Here is a 14758-nt window from a genome sequence, read left to right as displayed (position 1 = left end):
CATGACTGCTGCACTCACCCTGCGCCCCAGCCTGTACGAAGAACTCGTACCCGGCGGCGGCCACACCTCCTTCGTCCTCAAGCGCGGCCAACTGCTGCGCATCACCGATATCGAAGGCGGCGCCAACGTCAGCCTGCTACTGCTTTCCGCCGCCGAGAAAAGCGAACGCCTGAACCTGCCCGACACCCTCAAGTGCCAGCACACCGCCAAGCTCACCGCCGGCCACTGCCTGTACTCGGACATGGGCCGCGTGCTGGCGGCGATCACCGCCGACACCTGCGGCTGGCACGACAGCTTCGGTGGCGTGCTGAACGCCGAGGAAGTCACCGAGAAGTACGGCAGCGGGCGCTACCAGGAACTGCGCAACGGCTACTTCCGCAACGGCGTGGACAACCTGCTGGTGGAGATGGGCAAGTGGAACCTCAACCTGCAGGACCTGCTGATGGCGCTCAACCTGTTCAGCAAGGTGACGGTCGATGGCGACGGCCGCTTCCACTTCGAATCGGGCAACTCCAAGGCCGGCGACTACATCGAGCTGTACGCGCCGATGGACTGCCTGGTGGTGCTCACTGCTCTGCAACATCCCATGGACCCGAATCCCGAGTACGCGCCCAAGCCGGTGCAACTGAGCTGGAGCAAGGTCGAGAGCGACGGCATCAGCGTGCTCTGCCGCACCTCGCGCCCGGAAAACGACCGCGGCTTCCACAACACCGAACGTCTGTATATCTGAGGGCTGCCAGCATGACTCTTACCCATAGCGACAAGCACCCCGAAGCCGCCGTCTACCGCCACGAGATCCCGGCCGGCGAGCCGTTCCTCTGCGAAGTCAAAGCCGGGCAGACCGTGCGCCTGCTCGACCTGGAAGGCAACCAGGCGGTCGACACGCTGTTCTTCAGCGCGCAGAACCCACGCGAGCGCTACGACCCGCAACGCACCCTGCGCAAACAGAACAGCGTCTACCTGACCACCGGCACCGTCCTGTACTCCAACCTGGGCAACCCGCTGCTGACCATCAGCGCCGACACCTGCGGGCGCCACGACACCCTCGGCGGCGCCTGCGCCCAGGAGAGCAACACGGTGCGCTACGCGCTGGACAAGCGCTATATGCACAGCTGCCGCGACAACTTCCTGCGCGCCAGCCTGCACGACGGCCGCCTGGAGAAGCGCGACATCGGCGCCAACATCAACTTCTTCATGAACGTGCCCGTCACCCCGGAGGGCGGCCTGACCTTCGCGGACGGCATCTCCGCGCCGGGCAAGTACGTGGAGTTGAAGGCGCATATGGACGTCATCGTACTGATCTCCAACTGCCCGCAGCTGAACAACCCCTGCAACGGCTGGAACCCGACCCCGGCCGAGGTGCTGATCTGGGATTGATGGCGCATGCACCATCGTAGGTTGGGTTGAGCGCAGCGAAGCCCAACGCCGCCATGTTGGGCTTCGCAGGCTCAACCCAACCTACAGGCCATCACCCGGATCTAGTCCGGACGACAGAATTTCAACCACGGACGACCGTGGTGCAGACCGAATACAGCGGGACGGCCCGCCAACCCTTCCGAGGGCAAGCAGATGTTCGACAAACTCCTGATCGCCAACCGCGGCGCCATCGCCTGCCGCATCCTGCGCACCCTGCGTCAGCTCGACGTCAAAGGCGTGGCCGTCTACTCCGAGGCCGATGCCGCCAGCCTGCACATCCAGCAGGCCGATGAAGCCTTCAGCCTCGGCGAAGGCCCGGCCGCCGGCACCTACCTGGTGGTCGACAAGATCCTCGCCGTGGCCAAGCAGACCGGCGCGAAAGCCATTCACCCCGGCTACGGCTTCCTCTCCGAGAACGCGGCCTTTGCCGAAGCCTGCGAGGCCGCCGGCATCGCCTTTGTTGGCCCGACGCCCGAGCAGCTGCGGGTATTTGGCCTGAAGCACACCGCCAGAGCGCTGGCCAAACAGCATGGTGTGCCGATGCTGGAAGGCACCGAGCTGCTGGAAAACCTCGACGCCGCGCTGGTCGCTGGCGAACAGGTCGGCTACCCGGTGATGCTGAAAAGCACCGCCGGTGGCGGCGGCATCGGCATGCGCGTATGCAACAGCGCCGCCGAGCTCTCCGACGCCTTCGAGGCGGTCAAGCGCCTGGGGCAGAACAACTTCAGCGACAGCGGCGTGTTTATCGAGAAGTACATCCAGCGCGCCCGTCACCTGGAAGTTCAGGTGTTCGGCGACGGCCAGGGCGAAGTGCTGGCCCTCGGCGTGCGCGACTGCTCGGTGCAACGGCGCAACCAGAAGGTGCTGGAAGAAACCCCGGCGCCCAACCTGCCGGCAGGCATGGCCGAGGAGCTGTGCGCGGCGGCAATCAAGCTGGCCAAGGCGGTCAGCTACCGCAGCGCCGGCACCGTCGAGTTCGTCTACGACAGTGAGGCCGAGCGCTTCTACTTCCTCGAAGTAAACACCCGCCTGCAGGTCGAACACGGCGTCACCGAACAGGTGTGGGGCGTCGACCTGGTGCGCTGGATGATCGAACTGGCGGCCGGCGACCTGGCGCCGCTAAGCGAGCTGGCCAAAGGCCTGCAGCCCAGCGGCCATGCCATCCAGGCGCGCCTGTACGCCGAAGACCCGGGCCGCGACTTCCAGCCGAGCCCCGGCCTGCTCACCGCCGTGGACTTCCCCAAGGCCGACGGCAAGGCCCTGCGCATCGACACCTGGGTCGAAGCCGGCTGCGAGATTCCGCCTTACTTCGACCCGATGATCGCCAAGGTCATCACCTGGAAACCGACCCGCGAGGAAGCCAGCGCCGCACTCAGCCAAGCCCTGGCCGATACCCTGCTGTACGGTGTGGAAACCAATAGCCAGTACCTGCGGCAGATCCTGGTCGACGCCCCCTTCGCCAGCGGCGAGCCGTGGACCCGCTGCCTGGAAGGCCTGCGTTATACGGCGCACACTTTCGAGGTGCTCTCCGCCGGCACCCAGACCACCGTGCAGGACTTCCCCGGTCGCCTCGGATACTGGGCGGTCGGCGTACCGCCGTCCGGGCCGATGGACGACCGTGCGCTGCGCCTGGGCAACCGCCTGCTGGGTAACATTGAGGGCGCCGCCGGCCTGGAAATCACCATGAGCGGCCCGCTGCTGCGCTTCAACACCGATGCGGTGGTGGCGGTGACCGGCGCGGCGATTCCGCTGAGCCTGGATGGCGCCGAGCAACCGATGAACACCGCGCTGCTGATCAAGGCCGGCAGCACCCTGAGCCTCGGCACCATCGCCGGCAGCGGTGCCCGCTCGTATCTGTGCCTGCGCGGCGGCCTGCAGGTGCCGGAGTATCTGGGTAGCAAAAGCACCTTCACCCTCGGCCAGTTCGGCGGCCACGGCGGTCGTGCCCTGCGCGCCGGCGATGTGCTGCATATCCCGGCATTGAGCGACGTGGACAGCGGCGCACAACTGCCCAACGAGCTGTGCACCGCCCTACCCTCCGTCCGCGAAATCCGTGTGATCTACGGCCCGCACGGCGCGCCGGAATACTTCACCCCGGCCTACATCGAGACCTTCCTCGCCACCGACTGGGAAGTGCACTTCAACTCCAGCCGCACCGGCGTGCGCCTGATCGGACCGAAACCGGAGTGGGTGCGCGACAGCGGCGGCGAAGCCGGCCTGCACCCGTCGAATATCCACGACAACCCCTACGCCATCGGCGCAGTGGACTTCACCGGCGACATGCCGGTGATCCTCGGCCCGGACGGCCCGAGCCTGGGCGGTTTCGTCTGCCCGGTGACGATCATCGAGGCGGACCTGTGGCAGCTCGGCCAGCTCAAGGCCGGTGACAAGGTCAGGTTCCTGCCGGTGAATATCGCTACGGCGCGAGAGCTGGCGAAAGCAAGGAAGCAGGAATGCACGGCTCTCTGTGGCAGCGAATTCATTCGCGAAGCAGGCAGCACCGCCATCGCGGATAAATCCGCTCCCACAACGGCGACGCTCACCTCGCCCATCGTGCTGGACATCGGCACAGCCGACAAACGCCTGGTCGCCCGCCTCTCCGGCGATACCCACCTGCTGCTGGAAATCGGCCAGCCGGAACTGGACCTGGTGCTGCGTTTCCGCGGCCATGCGCTGATGCAGGCGCTGGAAGCCAAACAGCTCAACGGCGTGATCGACCTGACTCCCGGCATCCGCTCGCTGCAGGTGCACTACCAGCCGGAAACCCTGCCACTACAGCAACTGCTCGACACCGTCGCCGGCGAGTGGGACGCGGTGTGCAACGCCCAGGACCTCAAGGTGCCGTCGCGCATTGTGCATCTGCCGCTGTCCTGGGATGACCCGGCCTGCCAGCTGGCGATCGACAAGTACATGACCACGGTGCGCAAGGACGCGCCCTGGTGCCCGAGCAACCTGGAATTTATCCGCCGCATCAACGACCTGCCCAACCTCGACGAGGTGTACAGGACTGTCTTTGACGCCAGCTATCTGGTGATGGGCCTCGGTGACGTCTACCTCGGCGCGCCGGTGGCCACCCCCCTGGACCCGCGCCACCGCCTGGTGACCACCAAGTACAACCCGGCGCGCACCTGGACCGCCGAGAACTCGGTGGGCATCGGCGGCGCCTACATGTGCGTGTACGGCATGGAAGGCCCCGGCGGTTACCAGTTCGTCGGCCGCACCCTGCAGATGTGGAACCGCTATCGCGACCTCAAAGCCTTCCACGGCAAGCCCTGGCTGCTGCGCTTCTTCGACCAGATCCGCTTCTACCCGGTGTCGGCCTCCGACCTGCTGCAGATCCGCCGCGACTTCCCGCTCGGCCGCCATGAGCTGCGCATCGAGGACAGCGAACTGGCCCTGGCCGACTACCAGGCCTTCCTCACCGAGGAAGCCGAGGGCATCGACGCCTTCCGCAACCAGCAACGCGCCGCCTTCGACGCCGAACGCCAGCGCTGGATCGCCTCCGGCCAGGCCCATTACGAGAGCGAGGAAGTGGCGCCCGAGCTGGGCGACGACGCCCCGCTCGGTGCCGGCCAGCACGGCATCGACAGCCATATCGCCGGCAACCTCTGGCAGGTGCAGGTCGAGTCCGGTAGCGCGGTGAAAGCCGGCGATGTGCTGGTGATCCTCGAGTCGATGAAGATGGAAATCCCCCTGCTCGCCCCGCGCGACGGCGTGGTCCGCGAAGTGCGCGTGCAACCGGGATCCCCGGTGCGTGCCGGCCAGCGCGTGGTGGTGCTGGAAGAGAACTGAATCTAACCCCATAGCGGATTACGTAGGTTGGGTTGAGCGCAGCGAAGCCCAACGACTTGGCACACGGCAGCGTTTGTTGGGCTTCGCCACTGCGCGGCTCAACCTACCCGAGGACACTGATCATGCAATTCGACTTCGACCTGCGCCTCGGCGCCCTGAAAACCGCCTACAGCGACGGCAGCCTGACCCCGCGCCAGCTGATCGCCGCCCTGCACGAGCAGGCCACGGCGCTGAACCCCGAGTTCAACCTGTTTATCCACTTGTTGAGCGTGGAACAGCTGGAACCCTACCTGGCCGCGCTGGACGACAAGTCAACCGCCGAGCTGCCGCTGTACGGCGTGCCGTTTGCCATCAAGGACAATATCGACCTGGCCGGCATCCCGACCACGGCCGCCTGCCCGGCCTTCGCCTATGTGCCCGAACGTAGTGCCACTGTCGTCGAGCAGCTGATCGCCCTCGGCGCCGTGCCCCTGGGCAAGACCAACCTCGACCAGTTCGCCACCGGCCTTAACGGCACCCGCTCGCCCTACGGTGAATGCCGCAACAGCGTGCACCCGGACTACCCGTCCGGCGGCTCCAGCGCCGGCTCGTCCCTGGCCGTGGCGCTCAGCGTGGCCAGCTTCGCCCTCGGCACCGATACCGCCGGCTCCGGCCGCGTGCCGGCGGCGCTGAACAACCTGGTCGGCCTCAAGGCCACCAAGGGCCTGCTTTCCACCGCCGGCGTGGTGCCCGCCTGCCGCACCCTGGACTGCGTCACCTACTTCACCGCCACCGCGGCCGAGGCCAGCCAGCTGCTGGCGCTGACCGCCAGGCTGGATGCGCGCGACGAATACAGCCGCAGCAATCCGCTGTGGAACGACGCCAGTGCCTTCGGCAAGCCGCGCACGGGCTTCCGCTTCGGCGTGCCGGCGCAGCTGGAATTCCTCGGCTGCGCGGAAAGCCCGGCGCTGTTCGCGCAGACCATCGAACAACTGAAGGCCCTGGGCGGCGAAGCGATGGAAATCGACTTCGCGCCCTTCCTCGAAGCCGCGCGCCTGCTCTATGAAGGTCCCTGGGTCGCCGAGCGCTACAGCGTCGCCGGCGCGCTGATCGAGCAGCAGCCGGACGCCGTGCTGCCGGTGATCAAGGCCGTGCTGGAAAAGGCGCCCGGCGTCAGCGGCGTCGACACCTTCCGCGCCCAGTACCGCCTGCAGACGCTCAAGGCGATCTGCGACCGCCTCCTCGCCGAGGTCGACTGCGTGCTGACCCCCGCCTACCCGCGCCCGGTGACCCTGGACGAACTGCATGCCGAACCGGTCAAGCGCAACTCGGACCTGGGCTACTACACCAACTTCATGAATATGCTCGACTACGCCGCCGTCGCGGTGCCCAGCGCCTTCATGCAAAACGGCCTGCCCTGGGGCGTGACCCTGTTCGGCCGCGCCTGCACCGACCAGTACCTGCTGAGCCTGGCCGACGGCCTGCAGCGCCAAACCGGCCTGCCGCTGGCCGGCGAGCGCACGCTGGATGCGCAGGCCCCGGCCACCCTCGCCCGCAACGACCGCGCCCGCGTGGTGGTGTGCGGCGCGCATCTGGACGGCCTGCCGCTGAACTGGCAGCTCAGGCAACGCGGCGGCCGCCTGCTGCTGGCCACGCAGAGCTCGCCGGACTACCGGCTGTACGCCCTGGCCGGTGGCCCGGTGCAACGCCCAGGCATGGTCCGGGTCGCCGAAGGCGGCGTGGCCATCGCCGTGGAAGTCTGGGAACTGCCGAGCGCCGAGCTGGGCTCGTTCCTCACCGGCATCCCCGCGCCGCTGGGCCTGGGCAAGGTGCAGCTGGCCGACGGCAGTTGGGAAACCGGCTTTATCTGCGAGGGCTACGGCCTGCAAGGCGCCGAGGACATCACCCGTTTCGGCGGCTGGAAGGCCTACCTGCAGAGCAAGGCCTGAAGCGCTGGCCTAGGCTGCGCCATGCGCACCGACAAGCCCGCGGCGGCAGGTAAATCCAGCAGGCCGCTGCTGCTTCATCACGCAGCAGCTTGTCTGGCAGGGGTTGCGCTTCGGGTTTAGAGTGCTTGCATTGAGGGAGTCACCCGCTTGCCGGGGCACAGCACGCACAGGGAACCGTATGCCGTCACTCACCCGCGACCAGGCCCAGCACCGCGCCGACGATATCCAGGCGTTCTACCGCGAGGTGGAGCGCCTGCACGAGGAGCAGGCGCTGGCGCTCGGCAACCAGCAGCTGCAGCAACTGCAACTGCACCACCAGGACTTGCTGGCGCAGTACCGCAGCCGTTTCGACATCGACCACACGCGGCAGAGCAAGCGCCTGTCGCTGAGCATGCGCATCGTCTCGCTGCTCGGCGCCCTGGCCCTGGCCGCCAGCCTGCTGTTCTTCTTCTACCAGTTCTGGGGGCTGTTCAGCGAGACGACGCAGGTCGCCATTCTCGGCGGTTTCGCCCTGGGCAGCCTGCTGCTGACCTTCGCCATCCGCCGGCGCGACCCGTCCGGCTATTTCAGCAAGCTGGCCGCCCTGCTCGCCTTCGCCTGCTTCGTGCTGAACATCAGCATGCTCGGGCAGATCTTCAATATCACCCCCTCGGACAAGGCCCTGCTGCCCTGGGCCGCCCTCGCCCTGCTGCTGGCCTATGGCTGCAACGCGCGCCTGCTGCTGGTCGCCGGCCTGGCCTGCCTGCTGGCCTACAGCGGCACACGGCTGTGTGCATGGAGCGGGTTCTTCTGGCTGGAAGCGGGCGAACATCCGGAAAACTTCCTGCCCGGTGGGCTGCTGGCGTTCCTCCTGCCGCTGTTCGTCAGCCAGGCGCGCTTCAGCGGTTTCGCCGCCACCTACCGGATCATGGGTCTGCTCGCCCTGTTCGTGCCCATGCTGGTGCTGGCCAACTGGGGGCATGGCAGCTACCTGCCGTTCTCCGCCGCCAGCATCGAAAACGGCTACCAGCTGCTCGGCTTTGTCGCCTCGGCCCTGGCCATCTGGCTCGGCACCCGGCGCGACTGGACGGACGTGGCGCTGACCGGCCAGCTGTTCTTCATCGTCTTTCTCGGCATCAAGATGGTCGACTGGTGGTGGGACGTGCTGCCCAAGTACCTGTTCTTCCTCCTGCTTGGCCTGGTCGCGGTGCTCACCCTGCTGGTCCTCGGGCGCTTGCGGCGCAGCCACAAGGGGGCCCGCGCATGATCACGCTCACCACCCGGCACGGCCTGCTGGCCGGCCTCGCCCTGATCCTGCTGACCAATGCCGTGGCCCTGGCCGGCGTCTGGTACAACCGCCAGGGCCAGCCGGAGAGCAGCCTGCTGCTCTCCGAGCGCGAGCTGCTGCGCGACCATGAGGGGCCCAGCCGGGAAAACAGCGGCCTGGCCCTGCGCCTGGACTGGCGCAGCCCGCGCCCGGCCGACGCCAGCAACCGCTACGAGCGCCGCCCCCTGCAGCAGGAGCAACTGCTGGCCCTGGGCTTCGCCCCGCTCGACGAACGCGACCCCGACTACCGGCAGCGCCATGGCAAGCGCCAGGTGCTGGTGGTGCTGGAACTCGATGGCCCGGCCTACCAGACCGAACTGCGGCGCACCGAGGCCGAGCTGCAGCAGGCCAGCCAGGCCCTCGCCCAGCTACCGGACGATGAACAACTGCAGATCCGCGAGAAACTGGCGCGCGAGGACCTCGCCAGCGAACGCCAGCACGCCAGCCGCCTGTTCGCCATCGATGTCGGCCTGGATGCCGCCAGCCTGCGCCAGCGCTATCCGGACCGCAGCCGCTATGCCCTGGTCCCCGGCACGGTAAGCGCCTGGTGCGACTGCAGCGGCGACGTGCGCCAACTGACCGGGCAGATCAGCCAGCTGTACAACAGCAGCCTCAACGTGCCGCATGCCTGGCGCAGCCTGCTGGCCGAGCGTCTGCCCGCCGCTTATTCGAGCGAACAACGTCCCTCCTTCCAGGCCCGGGTCAACTATGGCCAGCGCCTGGAGCCGTGGATCAGCGCCATCCACGGCCTCGCCGAATAACCCGCCAGGGCCGGTGACGCCGGCCCGGCCGGCGCGCTAGCATGGAGCCACTACTCCAGGGCCCCTTTCCATGCCACTCCGTCACTCGCGCAAAGCCCAGACCCTGCTGCTCCTGCTGCTGCTCGCCCTGCTGCTCAGCGGCTTCACCGCCACCGCCCTGGTCAGCTACTACACCTCGCGGGACAACATCCGCCACAGCATCGTCAACACCGAACTGCCGCTGACGTCCGACAACATCTATTCGGAGATCCAGAAGGACCTGGTGCGCCCGGTGGTGATCTCCTCGATGATGGCCCGCGACACCTTCGTCCGCGACTGGGTGATGAGCGGCGAGCAGGATCCCGCGCAGATGACCCGCTACCTGCGCGAAGTGCAGGAACACTACGGCGCCTTCACCAGCTTCTTCATCTCCGAGAAGACCCACACCTACTACCAGGCCAAGGGCGTGCTCAAGCAGGTCAGCCCGAGCGAGCCGCGCGACGTCTGGTATTTCCGCGTGCGCGAGATGCAGGAGCCCTACGAGATCAACGTCGATGTCGACATGGCCAACCAGGACCGGCTGACCTTCTTCATCAACTACAAGGTCTTCGACTATGCCGGCAACTTCATCGGCGCCACCGGCGTCGGCCTCACCGTCGATGCCGTGGTCAAGCTGATCGACGACTACCAGCAACGTTACGAGCGCAGCGTGTATTTCGTCGACAGCAGCGGTCGCATCGCCCTCACCGGGGCCAGCGGCGGGCCGCTGGGCGCCCGGGCCGGGCAGGCACTCGGCAGCGTGGCCGGCCTGGAAGCACTGCTGGCCAAGCTGCCGCAGCCGCAAAGCGGCCACTACGACTATCAGGAGCACGGCCGCGGCCACTTCCTCAACGTGCGCTTCATCCCCGAACTGGACTGGTACCTGTTCGTCGACAAGCACGAGGAAGGCGCCCTGGCCGGCATCCGCCACACCCTCTACCTCAACCTGCTGATCTGCGCGCTGATCAGCGCCATGGTGCTGTTCCTGGTGTACCTGGCCATGCGCCGCTACCAGCGCCACATCGCCACCCTGGCCACCACCGACGTGCTCACCGGCCTGCCCAACCGCCGCGGCTTCAACCTGCTGGCCGGCCAGGCCCTGAACGAGGCGCAGCGCAGCCAGAGCCCGCTCTGCGCCCTGCTGATCGACCTCGACCACTTCAAGGAGCTCAACGACAGCTACGGCCACCTGGCCGGTGACGAAGTGCTGCGCGGCTTCGCCCAGACCCTGCAGGGCAACCTGCGCCAGTCCGACATCATCTGCCGCTGGGGCGGCGAGGAGTTCATCCTCCTGCTCAAGGACACCGACAGCGCCACGGCGCGCCTGCTGGCCGAGAAGCTCCGCGAGCAGAGCGCCGCCAGCAGCATCCCCTTCAATGGCGTCAACCTGCAGGTGAGTACCAGCATCGGCCTCACCGAACTGCACGGCGAGGACAGCCTCGACCGCCTGATCGCCCGCGCCGACCGGGCGCTGTACCGGGCCAAGCAGTCCGGGCGCAACCGCGTCTGCGAAGAAACCTTCGAGCCGCCGGCATGAGCGACGCCAGCCGTTGCCCGCGCTGCGGCCAGCTCAACCGCTGCGCCCAGGCCGGGCAGAGCGAGCCCGCGACGGATTGCTGGTGCTTCCACAGCCCGGTCGATGCGGCCGTGCTCGACAGCCTGCCGGCCGAGCAGCGCGACCGCGCCTGCCTGTGCCCGCGCTGCGCCCAGGGCCTGCCCGGCGCCCCGCAAGCCGCGGACTGAGCCGTGCGTCTCGACCGTTTCCTCAGCAACCTGGCGCAATTCAGCCGCGCCGACGCCCGCCTGCTGCTGGCCAGCGGGCGCATCCGGGTGGATGGCGCAGCGGTGCGCGACGGCCGCTGCGAGGTCCGCGAATTCAGCCGCATCGAACTGGACGACCAGCTGCTGCAGGCCGGCAAGCCGGCGCGCTTCTTCATGCTGCACAAGCCGCTCGGCGTGGTCAGCGCCACCTGCCACCCTGAACACCGCACCGTGCTCGATCTGCTCGACGAGCCGGACAAGCACGAGCTGCATATCGCCGGACGTCTCGACCTGGGCACCAGCGGCCTGCTGCTGCTCACCAACGACGGCCTGTGGTCGCGCCGCCTGACCGAACCGCGCAGCCGCCTGGGCAAGGTCTACCGGGTACGGACCGAACAGCCGATCACCGCCGAGTACATCGAGGTGTTCGCCCGGGGCCTGTACTTCGCCTACGAGAACCTCACCACATTGCCCGCCGAACTGCAGATTCTCGACAGCCACAGCGCCCTGCTGACCCTGCACGAAGGTCGCTACCATCAGGTCAAGCGCATGTTCGGCCACTTCCAGAACAAGGTCATCGGCCTGCACCGCGAGCGCATGGGCCCGCTGCAACTCGACCCGAGTCTGGCGCCTGGCGAATACCGGGCGCTGAGTGCCGAGGAAGCAGCTCTGGTCTGAGTGCTACCGTCCGGCAGAAGTTGCGAAATCAGCCATGCGAGTGACTTGCTTCGGTCACACAAGCCTGCTTGAATCAAATCCAAGGTCCGTAAGTGACCAGCAAGTCATAAGCAGCATCTAAGAAAACTTTTTTGGTTGAGGGTGCCACGGCACCTGTAACGGGACTGCCCCCGATCATATCGAAGCGGAGTGACGCCACTCCTCCTCGGTCGATTCCCGAACCGAAAAATCGCCCGCCAATAACAATACCTGTCGGCCAGCCTGTACCCGTCGACAAGGGCCCCCACTTTCCAGGCGCATGCCTACCTGTCCTGAAGCTCGTGCAGCTCGCGTTCCTGCGGCTGCGCGTCCGCAACACTGCACGTCAGGGGCATGTACGATGAAACCAGAAACCGCTGTGCTGGATATCCAGGGGCAATACCGGGTTTACACGGAGTTCTACCGCGCCGACAGCGCCGAGCACACCATCATTCTGGTCAACGGTTCACTGTCGACAACGGCGTCCTTCGCCCAGACCGTCCGCTATCTCTACCCGCACTTCAATGTGGTGCTGTTCGACCTGCCCTATGCCGGCCAGTCGCGCGAGCACAACGAGCACACGCGCCTGATGACCCGCGAAGAGGAAGCCGACATCCTCCTCGAACTGGTCGAACAGTTCGCCTGCGACCACGTGCTGTCCTTCTCCTGGGGCGGTATCGCCACCCTGCAGGCCCTGGCGCGCCGGCCGCGGCGCATCGTCCGGGCGGTGATCAACTCGTTCTCGCCGGTCACCAACCAGGCCATGCTCGGCTACCTGGAGCGCGGCGTGGCGGTGATGAAGGCCTGCGACCGCGAGAACGCCGGCCTGCTGCTCAACGGCACCATCGGCAAGCACCTGCCGTCGCTGTACAAGCGCTACAACCATCGCCACCTGACCAGTCTGGAAGTCTACGAGTACCAGCAGATGTGCTTCCACGTGGAAAACGTGCTGAACATGGAAGGGCGTTCCTGCACCAGCTTCGCCGCGGAAATCGAAATTCCCACGCTGTTCGTCAACGGCGAGTGGGACGAGTACACCACAGTCGAGGATGCCCGCCTGTTCGCCCAGTACGTGCGCCACAGCGAGTTCCGCAGCATCGACCAGGCCGGCCACTTCCTCGACATGGAGCACAAGGGCGCCTGGCTGCAGACCCGCGACACCCTGCTGGGCTACCTGCAGCAACCGCTGGGCCAGCGCCAGCGCAGCGTGGCCATGGCCGAGAGTGCCGCCCTCGCCGGCTGAACCCCGTTGCCAGCCGGCAGCCCGACAAGGCCCCGCCGCGGCTGCCGGCGGCAACGGCGTACGCCACGACGCAGGTATTTCTTGCGCCGTGGCTTCACCTCGGCAATCGATTCTGGTACAAAGTCACCCGCCCAAGCGGGCGTCGTATAATGGCATTACCTGAGCTTCCCAAGCTCATGACGAGGGTTCGATTCCCTTCGCCCGCTCCAGAACTTCAAAGAAAAAGCCCTGCTCATGCAGGGCTTTTTCGTTTCTGCCGCTTGCCGGATCAGGCCAAAGAGCGCCAGACAGCTTGCACAGACGGCATGCGCGGCGCATCGCAGCGCTGATGGCCGAGGGGTAGCCTCAGGCTCATTTCTTCCTAGGGCCTGGCTCCATGACCCAGAAAAAGAAAACCCCGCACGCGGGCGGGGCCAAAGGAGCACTGCATCTTGGGGATTTCAGTGGAATCAGGCTATGGCCTGATCCGTGAAACTTTCGTGAAGACGATGTCGGTAAAACGGTAAACCGCGAATTTCGTCACCCCGCTACGCCCCGGCCTCAGTCGGCGCCACGCAGCCACTGCGCCAGGCTGCCGCTGAACAGCGCCGCCTGTTCTTCATGGAGCATCTCCAGCGCCCGGCGCAGGCCCGGATACCAGACTTCGTCATCCAGCTTGTCCGGCAATTGCCCGGGGCGCGGCAACGGCCAGGGGCTACGGCTGAGCAGTTGATGCAGGCTGAAATGCTCCAGGTCGCGGCACAGCACCCAACCGCCGCCACCGCTGACCCGGCAGACCAGGTGTTCGCCCTCGAGGAAGTCGAGCACTTCCTCCCACTCGTCCTCCGGCAGCAGCCAGCCTTCGCGCTGCACGTCGCCATGGCGCAGCGGCACGCCGCGCAGCTGGCGCTCGTGAAACACCCGCAGGATGCCCAGCAGCACCAGCAGCCGTGGCAGCGCGCGGCGGCGCCAGTGCCGCGAGGCCGTCAGGTTGCACACCAGCTCGGCACCGAACAGCACGATCAGCCAGGACACGTAGATCCACAGCAGAAACAGCGGCACCGTGGCGAAGGCGCCGTAGATCAGCTGGTAGCCGGGAAACAGGCTGACGAACAGGCCGAACAGCGCCTTGGCCACCTCGAACAGCACGGCGGTGAACAGGCCGCCGAGCAGCGCATTGCGCAGCGGCACCCGCGCATTCGGCACGGTGGCGTAAATCAGGGTGAAGGCGGCGACGCTGGACAGCAGCGGAGCGAAGCCGAGCAGGGTCTTGGCGCCGATCAGCGCATGGGGGCCGGACAGCAGTGACAGCGAGGTGATGTAGGTGCTGACCGCAAAGCCCACGCCGAGCAGCAGCGGGCCCAGGCTGAGGATCGCCCAGTACAGCAGGAAGCTGGAGACGCCGCGGCGCGGCTGGCGCACGCGCCAGATGGTGTTGAAGGCCTTCTCGATGGTCACCAGCATCATGAACGCGGTGAGCGCCAGCAGGATCACCCCGGCCCAGGTCAGCTTGCGCGCCTGCACGGTGAACTCGCGCAGGTACTCCTGCACCGTGGCCCCGGACGACGGCACGAAGTTGCGGAAAATGAAGCTCTGGATGTCCTCGCCCATGCCCTGGAAGACCGGGATCGCCGAGAGCATGGCGAAGGTCACGGTCATCATCGGCACCACCGCGAACAGGGTGGTGTAGGTCAGCGCGGCTGCGCTCTGGGTAGCGCGGTCGGCGAAGAAGCGCTGAACCAGGAAACGCCAGAACTCCGTAACATCCTCTAGGCGCTGACGCATTCCCTCTCCTTAGCCATGCTGGACTGCGCTGATCCGCGCCGAGGTGGGTAGAATAGCGCCCACCTCAGGCTAG

General features: G+C 66.7%; 11 protein-coding genes and 1 tRNA gene. 11 read left to right on the top strand and 1 reads right to left on the bottom strand.

The features are described from left to right. Position 1: 1 nt before the first annotated feature. From F3I16_RS17715 to F3I16_RS17665, 11 genes are all read left to right on the top strand, one after another. Positions 2-730 (top strand): urea amidolyase associated protein UAAP1, encoded by a 729-nt coding sequence (locus F3I16_RS17715; RefSeq protein WP_160494879.1) that lies wholly within the window; start codon positions 2-4, stop codon positions 728-730. A gap of 11 nt (positions 731-741) precedes the next feature. Beyond that, complete coding sequence (locus F3I16_RS17710; protein ID WP_160494878.1) at positions 742-1377, top strand: urea amidolyase associated protein UAAP2; 636 nt, start codon at positions 742-744, stop codon at positions 1375-1377. 192 nt (positions 1378-1569) lie between these two features. Beyond that, a complete protein-coding gene (gene uca, locus F3I16_RS17705; RefSeq protein WP_160494877.1) occupies positions 1570-5208 on the top strand; it encodes an urea carboxylase in 3639 nt (1212 codons plus the stop codon). A 122-nt stretch (positions 5209-5330) separates the two neighbouring features. Then, positions 5331-7136 carry an allophanate hydrolase gene (gene atzF, locus F3I16_RS17700; RefSeq protein ID WP_160494876.1) on the top strand — a complete coding sequence of 602 codons (1806 nt, stop codon included), beginning with the start codon at positions 5331-5333 and terminating at the stop codon, positions 7134-7136. A 178-nt stretch (positions 7137-7314) separates the two neighbouring features. After that, positions 7315-8382: a DUF2157 domain-containing protein gene (locus tag F3I16_RS17695; RefSeq protein ID WP_160494875.1), complete on the top strand. Its 1068-nt coding sequence runs from the start codon at positions 7315-7317 to the stop codon at positions 8380-8382. Beyond that, positions 8379-9203, top strand: a complete 825-nt coding sequence (locus F3I16_RS17690; RefSeq protein WP_160494874.1) for a DUF4824 family protein — start codon at positions 8379-8381, stop codon at positions 9201-9203. The genes F3I16_RS17695 and F3I16_RS17690 overlap by 4 nt, the downstream gene beginning before the upstream one ends. Before the next feature lie 70 nt (positions 9204-9273). Further along, positions 9274-10758: a sensor domain-containing diguanylate cyclase gene (locus F3I16_RS17685; RefSeq protein WP_160494873.1), complete on the top strand. Its 1485-nt coding sequence runs from the start codon at positions 9274-9276 to the stop codon at positions 10756-10758. Further along, entirely contained in the window at positions 10755-10964 is a 210-nt protein-coding gene (locus F3I16_RS17680; protein WP_160494872.1) for a cysteine-rich CWC family protein, read from the top strand. Before F3I16_RS17685 ends, F3I16_RS17680 begins: the two co-directional genes overlap by 4 nt. Before the next feature lie 3 nt (positions 10965-10967). Beyond that, complete coding sequence (locus F3I16_RS17675) at positions 10968-11660, top strand: pseudouridine synthase (RefSeq protein WP_160494871.1); 693 nt, start codon at positions 10968-10970, stop codon at positions 11658-11660. 379 nt (positions 11661-12039) lie between these two features. Continuing rightward, positions 12040-12921, top strand: coding sequence for an alpha/beta fold hydrolase (locus tag F3I16_RS17670; RefSeq protein WP_160494870.1), 882 nt, complete (start codon positions 12040-12042; stop codon positions 12919-12921). Between the two features lie 135 nt (positions 12922-13056). Then, positions 13057-13130 (top strand) — tRNA-Gly (locus F3I16_RS17665). Between the two features lie 331 nt (positions 13131-13461). Here F3I16_RS17665 and F3I16_RS17660 read toward each other — a convergent pair. Continuing rightward, complete coding sequence (locus F3I16_RS17660; RefSeq protein ID WP_160494869.1) at positions 13462-14685, bottom strand: YihY family inner membrane protein; 1224 nt, start codon at positions 14683-14685, stop codon at positions 13462-13464. Positions 14686-14758 lie beyond the last annotated feature (73 nt).

Source organism: Pseudomonas sp. L-22-4S-12 (genome assembly GCF_009799935.1).
Lineage (GTDB): Bacteria > Pseudomonadota > Gammaproteobacteria > Pseudomonadales > Pseudomonadaceae > Aquipseudomonas.
This window is presented reverse-complemented; position numbering and strand designations above follow the sequence as displayed.

Bases quoted from the DNA above. Each gene is read 5' to 3' on its own strand.
- F3I16_RS17710 (WP_160494878.1), top strand. From the start codon at position 742: ATGACTCTTACCCATAGCGACAAGCACCCCGAAGCCGCCGTCTACCGC.
- atzF (WP_160494876.1), top strand. From the start codon at position 5,331: ATGCAATTCGACTTCGACCTGCGCCTCGGCGCCCTGAAAACCGCCTAC.
- F3I16_RS17685 (WP_160494873.1), top strand. From the start codon at position 9,274: ATGCCACTCCGTCACTCGCGCAAAGCCCAGACCCTGCTGCTCCTGCTG.
- F3I16_RS17680 (WP_160494872.1), top strand. From the start codon at position 10,755: ATGAGCGACGCCAGCCGTTGCCCGCGCTGCGGCCAGCTCAACCGCTGC.
- F3I16_RS17715 (WP_160494879.1), top strand. From the start codon at position 2: ATGACTGCTGCACTCACCCTGCGCCCCAGCCTGTACGAAGAACTCGTA.
- F3I16_RS17695 (WP_160494875.1), top strand. From the start codon at position 7,315: ATGCCGTCACTCACCCGCGACCAGGCCCAGCACCGCGCCGACGATATC.
- F3I16_RS17660 (WP_160494869.1), bottom strand. From the start codon at position 14,685: ATGCGTCAGCGCCTAGAGGATGTTACGGAGTTCTGGCGTTTCCTGGTT.
- uca (WP_160494877.1), top strand. From the start codon at position 1,570: ATGTTCGACAAACTCCTGATCGCCAACCGCGGCGCCATCGCCTGCCGC.
- F3I16_RS17670 (WP_160494870.1), top strand. From the start codon at position 12,040: ATGAAACCAGAAACCGCTGTGCTGGATATCCAGGGGCAATACCGGGTT.
- F3I16_RS17690 (WP_160494874.1), top strand. From the start codon at position 8,379: ATGATCACGCTCACCACCCGGCACGGCCTGCTGGCCGGCCTCGCCCTG.